The 8,520-nt window shown below is 63.5% G+C and carries 9 protein-coding genes; 4 read left to right on the forward strand and 5 right to left on the reverse strand.

What is annotated here, in order from left to right; all coding sequences use genetic code 11:
• Window positions 1-17: 17 nt before the first annotated feature.
• From asd to ACODS9_RS24905, 3 genes are read right to left on the reverse strand one after another with little or no spacing between them, the layout of a single operon-like run.
• Complete coding sequence (gene asd, locus ACODS9_RS24895) at window positions 18-881, reverse strand: archaetidylserine decarboxylase (RefSeq protein ID WP_401109044.1); 864 nt, start codon at window positions 879-881, stop codon at window positions 18-20.
• 9 nt (window positions 882-890) lie between these two features.
• A complete protein-coding gene (gene rhdA, locus ACODS9_RS24900; protein ID WP_046853988.1) occupies window positions 891-1,700 on the reverse strand; it encodes a thiosulfate sulfurtransferase in 810 nt (269 codons plus the stop codon).
• A gap of 45 nt (window positions 1,701-1,745) precedes the next feature.
• Window positions 1,746-3,281 carry an HDOD domain-containing protein gene (locus ACODS9_RS24905; RefSeq protein ID WP_401109047.1) on the reverse strand — a complete coding sequence of 512 codons (1,536 nt, stop codon included), beginning with the start codon at window positions 3,279-3,281 and terminating at the stop codon, window positions 1,746-1,748.
• 130 nt (window positions 3,282-3,411) lie between these two features.
• Between ACODS9_RS24905 and motA the strand changes: the two genes are divergently transcribed.
• Together motA and motB are read left to right on the forward strand one after the other, a co-directional pair.
• Window positions 3,412-4,263 (forward strand): flagellar motor stator protein MotA, encoded by an 852-nt coding sequence (gene motA, locus ACODS9_RS24910; protein ID WP_023630652.1) that lies wholly within the window; start codon window positions 3,412-3,414, stop codon window positions 4,261-4,263.
• A gap of 3 nt (window positions 4,264-4,266) precedes the next feature.
• Window positions 4,267-5,283 (forward strand): flagellar motor protein MotB, encoded by a 1,017-nt coding sequence (gene motB, locus ACODS9_RS24915; protein ID WP_489094997.1) that lies wholly within the window; start codon window positions 4,267-4,269, stop codon window positions 5,281-5,283.
• Between the two features lie 32 nt (window positions 5,284-5,315).
• Here motB and ACODS9_RS24920 read toward each other — a convergent pair whose 3' ends face one another.
• Window positions 5,316-5,795 (reverse strand): molecular chaperone Tir, encoded by a 480-nt coding sequence (locus ACODS9_RS24920; protein WP_489094998.1) that lies wholly within the window; start codon window positions 5,793-5,795, stop codon window positions 5,316-5,318.
• A gap of 146 nt (window positions 5,796-5,941) precedes the next feature.
• A complete protein-coding gene (rsgA, locus tag ACODS9_RS24925; RefSeq protein WP_046853992.1) occupies window positions 5,942-6,973 on the reverse strand; it encodes a small ribosomal subunit biogenesis GTPase RsgA in 1,032 nt (343 codons plus the stop codon).
• A gap of 107 nt (window positions 6,974-7,080) precedes the next feature.
• On the opposite strand from rsgA, the gene orn reads away from it, so the two are divergent.
• Together orn and ACODS9_RS24935 are read left to right on the forward strand one after the other, a co-directional pair.
• A complete protein-coding gene (orn, locus tag ACODS9_RS24930; RefSeq protein ID WP_046853993.1) occupies window positions 7,081-7,623 on the forward strand; it encodes an oligoribonuclease in 543 nt (180 codons plus the stop codon).
• Window positions 7,624-7,711: 88 nt separating this feature from the next.
• Entirely contained in the window at window positions 7,712-8,323 is a 612-nt protein-coding gene (locus tag ACODS9_RS24935; RefSeq protein ID WP_023630647.1) for a trimeric intracellular cation channel family protein, read from the forward strand.
• Window positions 8,324-8,520 lie beyond the last annotated feature (197 nt).

Here is an 8,520-nt window from a genome sequence, read left to right on the forward strand (position 1 = left end):
TTTGCTTACCGGATCGGTCAGACCTGGGCTGGCTGCGCCAGCAGCTCACCCATGCGCACGGCGGAGCCGGCACCGAGGCTCTCGGCCCACTTCACCTGCTCTGGCCCGAACAGCACGATGGCGGTGGAACCCAGCTTGAAGCGACCCAGCTCGGCGCCTTTCTCCAGATGGATCGGCGCACGGCTGGCGTCGTCATAGCGGAAGGTCTTCAGCTCGCGCTTCGGCGGCGTGACCAGGCCGGCCCAGACGGTCTCGATCGAGGCGACGATCATCGCGCCGACCAGCACCACGGCCATCGGCCCGCGCTCGGTGTCGAACAGGCAGACCACGCGCTCGTTACGGGCGAACAGCTCCGGTACGTTCTCTGCGGTGGTCTGGTTGACCGAGAACAGCCGGCCCGGCACATAGACCATCTCGCGCAGGGTGCCGGCCAGCGGCATGTGCACGCGGTGGTAGTCCTTGGGCGACAGGTAGATGGTGGCGAACTCGCCGCCCATGAACGGCGCGGCCAGGGCCGGGTCGCCGCCCAGCAGCTCCAGGGCGCTGTAGCCGTGGCCCTTGGCCTGGAAGATGCGGCCGTGCTCGATCGGGCCGAGCTGGCTGACCGCGCCGTCGGCCGGGCAGAGGATCGCGCCGGGGGTTTCGTCCAGCGGGCGGGCACCGGGCTTGAGGGCACGGGTGAAGAAGGCGTTGAAGTGCTCGTAGGCGCTGAGGTCTTCGACCAGTGCCTCGGACATGTTCACCTGGTAGCGCTTGGCGAACCAGGCGGTGAAGGCGTTCTTGAACCAGCGTGCGCGGCACTCGGCGACGCAGCCGGCCAGCCGCGACAGCAGGTGGTGCGGCAGCAGGTACTGGCTGATGATGAACAAGCGGGATTTCATTGAGCGTCCTTAAACTTCGACGGGCGTGTCGGGGTGGTTGCCCCATTCGCCCCAGGAACCGGCATAGCCCTTCACCCGTGGATAGCCGAGGGCCTTGGCCACGAGGTAGGTGAAGCCGGAGCGGTGGTGGGTCTGGCAGTGGGTGATCACTTCCTTGTCGGGGGTGATGCCCAGGTTTTGCAGGACTTCGGCGATGTCCTTGCGGATGCGCAGGTGGTCGTTGAGGTCCATGCCGGCGGTCCACTCGAAGTTGATCGCGCCGGGAATATGCCCGCCTTTGGCGGCCAGCACTTTCTCGCCGCTGTATTCCAGTGGCCCGCGGGCGTCCCAGATGACCAGGTCGGCGGCGCCCAGGCGGCTTTGCAGGTATTCGCGGGTGGCGGTGGGCTCCGGGTGCAGTCGCAGGTTCACCGCCCCGCCCATGGTGGCGGGCACTTCGGTGGACAATTTGTCTGCCGGCCAGGCCTGTATGCCGCCGTTCAGGTAGTGATAGCGCTGGTGGCCAATCACGTCGAGCAACCAGATGAAACGGCCGGCCCAGCCGCCGCCTTCGTCGTCGTAGACCACATAGACCGCATCGTCGCGATGACCGAGTTCGGCGAACAGCTTTTCCAGGTCGGCGCGTGCCGGCAGCAGGCCAGGCGCCGGTGGTTGCCCCAGCTGGGTGCGCTTGGGATCGACGAAGCGTGCCCCGGGGATGTGGCCGCTGCCATAGCGGTTGGCGCTGGTCAGGTCGACCAGGATCAGTTGCGGCGATTCCAGGCGCGGCAGCAGGTCCTCGGCTTCGATCACCAGGGGCAAGCCGGAAAAGTCAGTCATCCACGGTCTCCAGGGTGCAAAGGGGGCGATTGTAGCGCAAGGCAATCATGAATGGCGGTTGCCGAAGAGGGCCAGGGCGCGCTCGATGCATTGCACGGTTTTACCGAATGCCTGCACGCTGACATCGGCCAGCGGTTTGCCGTCCTGGTCCGCCACCGCCAGCATCAGCACCTGGTCGCCGACCGCCAGCGAGCGCAGCAGCAGGTGTTCGCTGCGGAAGAATGCGCGCAGTGGCGCTGGCAGCAGCGCGGTGAACTGGGCGTGATTCTCGGGCGTCAGGCGCAATTGCCCGGCCTTGCTCATCAGTTTCTGCAGGAGCTTGTTCTGCGCGATCGGCAACGCAATGACGCCGGCTTCCTTGGGCAGGCCCGCAGTCTGCTGCACCCGCAGGTAGTCGGTGGCCTTGTCCAGGCTCAGCAGCATCAGGCGCTGCATGCCGCACGCCAGCAGCGCTTCGCGGGCCTGGGTGGCCAGGTGCACGGTGTTGCTGAACGGGCTCGGCTGGGCGAGCAGTTCCTGGCACAGCGTGCGCCAGCGGCCAAGGTCCTCGGTGCTGGGCGGTGGCGGCGTGAGCATGTCCGGGTGCGGACGGCGCTGGTGCCAAGGCCAGATCAGCGCCTCGGCTGGGTGGAACAGGGCATGCCGGGCGTGATGGCGGGCACTGGCCGCGGCCTGCTGGTGAACCTGCTGCTGGACATCGTCCAGCGTGGTCTGCAGATAAAGGGCGGTAAGCAGCTGCCAGCGCAGCAAATGCGGATTGTCCCAGCCAACCTGGGCGGCCAGGGCAAGGCCGTTTGCCAGCAGCACTGTATTCGGGGGTTGGTTGAACCAGCGGCGCAGGGCAGGCTCTTCGTCCAGGCGCTGTTGCTGGACCAGCGGGTCCTGTTCGCGGGCGATGTTCAGTACCTGCGCCAGCTGTTCGCGCTCGTCCATCAGCAGGCGGTAACCCTGGGTCACCCATTCGGGCAGGCGCCAGTGCTCGGCCATGGCCTGGCACAATTGCATGATGCGCACGCCAAACAGTTGCTTCTCGACTTCAGCAGCGTCCTCGCCCTTGTGGATAACTCGCAGTTCCCAGGTGTCCAGCAGCTTGGGGTAGGCCAGGGCCAGGGGCCACAGGGGCGAGAGGAACAACAGGCTGCCCCAGTGGATTTCCTGCCACAGGCGCGCCAGGCGGCTGGCGAACAGGCCGTTGGCCTGCTGGGTGGCATGCTGGCTGATCAGCAGGAACTGGCGCAGCACCGGCGGGATCTCGTCGGCCGGCAGCGATGGCAGGCGTGCCAGCAGTTGGCTGACGCGGGCCAGGCCAAGGCGGTTAAGGGCTATTTCCAGGCTCTCGGCCGGTTCGGCCTGGCTGGCGTTGGCCGGGTGGTTGGCCTCGCGTAGCACGCAGAGCACCAGCGCGGGGCTGTCCTGCATCAGTTCGGCGATATCGCGCAGGGAGCGACGGCTGTCGTTGATGGCCTGCAGCACGCGATCATGGCTCTCTTTCGGCACCGGTACGCGGACCCCGTCGAGCAGCTTGATCCAGGCCTCTAGACTCGACGGCGCCTGACTTGGCACCTTGGTTTCAATTGGCATATTGACATCAGTCCGAACTGGCTTTTCGCAATGAGTGGCTATAGTCTGGCGCAGTTCTGCCGATAAGTAGAAGAAGAGTTTTCAAGCTTCCGTTCCCTATCCTGACCACGACAGCAAGTGCTTCCAACTTATGGCTAAAATTATCGGCATCATCGTCGTATTCGCGAGCGTGCTCGGCGGCTACGTGCTTTCCCACGGCAAGATCGCGGCACTGATCCAGCCGTTCGAAGTGCTGATCATCGGCGGCGCGGCCTTTGGTGCGTTCCTCCAGGCCAACCCTGGTTACATGACCATGCATGTAATCAAGAAGTCGCTGAAGATGTTCGGCACCCGTTTCACCCACACCTTCTACCTGGAAGTGCTGGGCCTGGTGTACGAGATCCTCAACAAGAGCCGTCGTGAAGGCATGATGGCGATCGAAGGCGACATCGAGGATGCCGCAGCCAGCCCGATCTTCGCCAAGTACCCGGCGGTGCTGGGCGACGAGCGCATGACCGCGTTCATCTGCGACTACCTGCGGATCATGTCCACCGGCAACATGGCGCCCCACGAGCTCGAAGGCCTGTTCGACATGGAACTGCTGAGCATGAAGGAAGAGCTCGAGCACCCGTCCCACGCAGTGACCGGGATCGCCGACGGCATGCCTGGCTTCGGTATCGTCGCGGCGGTACTGGGTATCGTGGTGACCATGGCCTCGCTGGGTGACGGTGACCAGAAGTCCATCGGCCTGCACGTTGGTGCGGCGTTGGTCGGTACCTTCTTCGGTATTCTTGCTGCCTACGGCTTCTTCGGCCCATTGGCCAACGCCCTGCGCCACGATGCCAAGGAAGAGCTGAACGTCTACGAGGCGATCAAGGCCTCGCTGGTGGCCTCGGCTTCCGGCATGCCGCCGTCGCTGGCGGTCGAGTTCGGTCGCAAGGTGCTGTACCCGGCGCACCGCCCGAGCTTCGCCGAGCTGGAACAAGCAGTACGCGGTCGCTAAGCCATGGAGAACAATCAGCCCATCATCGTCAAGCGCGTCAAGCGCTTCGGCGACGGCCATCACGGCGGCGCCTGGAAAATCGCCTTCGCCGACTTCGCCACGGCGATGATGGCGTTCTTCCTGGTGCTGTGGTTGCTGTCGACCGCCACGCCCGAGCAGAAGATCGCCATTGCCGGTTACTTCAAGGACCCGATCGGTTTCTCCGAAAGCGGTACGCCCTACATCATCGATCTGGGTGGTTCGCCAGAACTGGCGCCGGAAAAGACCATCAACCCGGAAGTGAAGTCCGAGCCGACGCCGGATACCAGCCTGCAACTGGACAAGGACAAGGTCGAGACCATGGCCGAGCAGGTCGAGCGCGAGCGCCTCGAGCTGCTGCTGCAAGAGTTGCAGAACAAGGTCGAGGAAAACCCGCAGTTGCAGAAGTTCAAGGACCAGATCCTGTTCGAGATCACCCAGGACGGTCTGCGTATCCAGATCATGGACGCCGAGAACCGGCCGATGTTCGACCTGGGCAGCGCACGCCTGCAGCCGTATTTCGAAGACATCCTGCTGGCCATGGCCGACACCATCAAGGCGGTGCCGAACAAGATCAGCATCAGTGGCCATACCGATGCCAAGCCGTACTCCGGCACCGGCGATTTCGGCAACTGGGAGCTGTCGGCCAACCGCGCCAACGCGGCGCGTCGAGCATTGGTCGCCGGTGGCTATCCGGATGAGCAGGTGGCCCGCGTGGTCGGTTATGCATCGTCGTCGCTGTTCGACCGTGCCAACCCGTTCAACCCGGTCAACCGCCGTATCGACATCATCGTCCTCACCAAGAAGGCGCAACGCGATATCGAGGGTGAGCAGGGCAAGCCGGACGCTGCGCCGCCTGCCGCTGAAGCACCGCCTGCGGGCGCTGCGCCAGGTGCGGCCGCGACGCCGGGCGATACACCGATGCAGCCGCGCGAGCTGCGTCAGAAGCTGAACATCTTCGAGGATGGCGTGTTGAAGATGGATGAGGCCAAAGACCAGTAAGTGACAGGGGTCGCTTTGCGGCCCCGATGCATTCAGAACCCCCGCCTGATCTTGGCCTTGAGGTCGGCATGGAAGAAATCCGCGTTGTCCCTGTCCGACACTACGCCACCCCCGGCCGGCGAAGCCATGGCCCGGCCAAAGGTCTGCTCGTCATGGTAGGCGCGCACGAACAGATCTATATGCTCTCGTTCCCGCATTACTGGCCACTTGCCCAACCGCTGCGGCAGGTCAGTCGAGCCAGCATGGTAGAAAGTCACCCGTCGATGCGCCATGGCCGCTGCGCCCAGCAGCCAGGCCGTCCACCAGTCTTCGGCATGGGCCTCGCAGAGCACGCCGATCCAGTGAGTGGCATCGGCCATGTGTTGGCAAAAGCTGCCATGCAGGTCGTCGTGGGTCTGCCCTTCACTGTCGAAGGGGACGAGTTGGGTGGGAATGCCTTCTAGTAGCAGACGCTCGTTCAGGATGAAGGCATCGAGCCGTTCGTTCTGGTGGTAACTGATGAATACCGGCATCTGTGCTGCCCTCCCTGATCAATACCGACGACAAGGCCATGACCATCAGGGAAAGCAGCGGAAGGGACAATAGGTGACCGCGAAACCGGAGCGGTCCTACCTGCTCCGGTAAAATTTCCTACGATGCTAGCGTGCTTGCCGCCACCTTAATAGGTGTCTTCCGGCAAGCTGGCAATGATCGAGCGGTAGCTGTTCATTCGCTGTTGCGTAACGCTGCCGTCTTCCAGGGCCTTGAGCAGCGCACAGCCAGGCTCGCGGTCATGCTTGCAGTCGCGGAAGCGGCAGTTGCCGATCAGTTCGCGGAATTCGATGAAGCCATCCTCGACATCGTCACGGCTGACATGGCCCAGGCCGAATTCACGGATGCCCGGCGAGTCGATCAGGTCACCGCCATTGGGGAAGTGGTAGAGGCGCGCGGTGGTGGTGGTGTGGGTGCCCTGGCCGGACCATTCCGACAGGTCGCCGACACGGGTGCCTGCATCAGGCAGCAGGCTGTTGACCAGCGAGGACTTGCCCACGCCCGACTGGCCGACGAACACGCTGATATGACCATCGAGCGTCTGCTGCAAGCGTTGCATGCCATCGCCCTGGTGCGCCGAGACTTCCAGCAGCGGGTAGCCCAGGCCACGGTAGACCTCGAGCATGGCGTTGAGGGTCGGGGCGTTCTCGTCGTTGATCAGGTCGGCCTTGTTCAGCAGCAGCAGCGGGCGGATCCCGGCATGCTCGGCGGCGACCAGGTAACGGTCGATCAGGTTGGGGTGCGGTTCGGGCGCAGGGGCGAAGACAATGACGATCAGGTCGACGTTGGCTGCCACCGGCTTGAGCTGGCCATGGTTGTTCGGCCGGCACAGCTCGGTGCTGCGCGGCATCTGCGCGACGATCACGCCGATGCCCTGGTTGCCGGCGCGCCAGACCACACGGTCGCCGGTCACCAGTGCCGGCAGGTTGGCCCGCAGGTGGCAGCGGAACACCTGGCCCGCGGCCTCGCCGTCCTGGGCCTCGACCTCGACCTGCACGCCGAAGTGGGCAATCACCAGGCCCAGTTGCTCCGGCCCCAGGTCGCCACCCTCCAGTTCCTGCAATACATGCTGCTCGCGTTTGGCGGCGCGAGCGGCGCGTTCACCCTGGATCTTTTCGATGCGCCAGTTCTGGCGGCGGTTGAGCTGGCGTTTGGCCATGAAGGTTCCGTGTCGGCGGGGCAGAAAGAAAACGGCAGGCAGTTTAGCACGGCGCGCCCAACACCCGTTCGCTAGGCTAATATGACGGCCTATTCGAGGAGCCTTTCATGCAAAATCCACAGAACCTGATCTGGATCGATCTGGAGATGACCGGCCTGGATCCGGACAACGACGTCATCATCGAGATGGCCACCATCGTCACCGATAGCGAGCTGAACACCCTGGCTGAAGGCCCGGTGATCGCCATCCACCACAGCGACGAAGTGCTGGCGCGCATGGACGAGTGGAACACCCGCACCCATGGCGCCTCGGGCCTGACCCAGCGCGTGCGCGAGAGCAAGGTGAGCATGGCCGAGGCCGAGGCGCAGACTATCGCCTTCCTCGAGCAGTGGGTGCCGAAGGGCAAGTCGCCGATCTGTGGCAACAGTATCTGCCAGGACCGCCGTTTCCTCTATCGCCACATGCGCGAGCTGGAAAACTACTTCCACTATCGCAACCTCGATGTGTCCACGCTCAAGGAGCTGGCCGCGCGCTGGGCGCCGGAAGTGCGTGACAGCTTCAAGAAGGGCAACACCCATTTGGCGCTGGATGATATTCGTGAGTCGATTGGCGAACTGCGTCACTACCGTGAGCATTTCATCAAGGTCTGACCTTGTGCGCCGATGATCGTCGGCGCGCCCCTTTTGGTGCCCCGCGTGACTGGGTAGACTGCGCGCCTTTCCCGCACGGACCTGCACCATGTTGCTGATGCTCTATCTCATCGCCATCACCGCCGAAGCCATGACCGGCGCCCTGTCCGCTGGCCGCCGCGGCATGGACTGGTTTGGCGTGGTGCTGATCGCCTGCGTCACCGCGCTGGGTGGTGGTTCGGTGCGTGACGTGCTGCTCGGGCACTACCCGCTGACCTGGGTGAAGCATCCCGAGTACCTGGTGCTGACCAGCTTCGCGGCGCTGCTGACCATCTTCATCGCGCCCTTGATGCGCCATCTGCGGTCGCTGTTCCTGGTGCTCGACGCCCTGGGTCTCGTGGCGTTCACCCTGATCGGCTGCATGACCGCGCTGGAGATGGGGCAGGGGTTCCTTGTCGCCTCCATCAGCGGGGTGATTACTGGGGTGTTTGGCGGCATCCTTCGGGACATCTTCTGCAACGATATTCCGTTGGTGTTTCGGCGTGAGCTGTATGCCAGTGTTTCGTTCGCGGCGGCTTGGTTCTATCTGGGGTGCGTTTACTTCAAGGTGCCGGCGGAGCAGGCCATGCTGCTGACACTGTTTGGTGGTTTTCTGGTGCGGTTGTTGGCGATTCGGTTTCATTGGGAGATGCCGAAGTTTCATTACAATGATCAGCAATAGCGGATTTTTGCGGCGTAGCCACTATATTCAGAATTGTTCTGGCAGGACTGTAACTGTAGTCATATAGCCGTTATTCCGAAGCCTTGCTTGCTCTTGCTCTGCTTTTGCTTCTAAGTGCGCGATAGTTCAGGCGACACAAATTGCGACTTCAGGAGGCCGAACGCAGGTCTTGCGGAGGGAGGTGACGGGCATGGATG

It is taken from the genome of Pseudomonas sp. FG36, assembly GCF_057809275.1.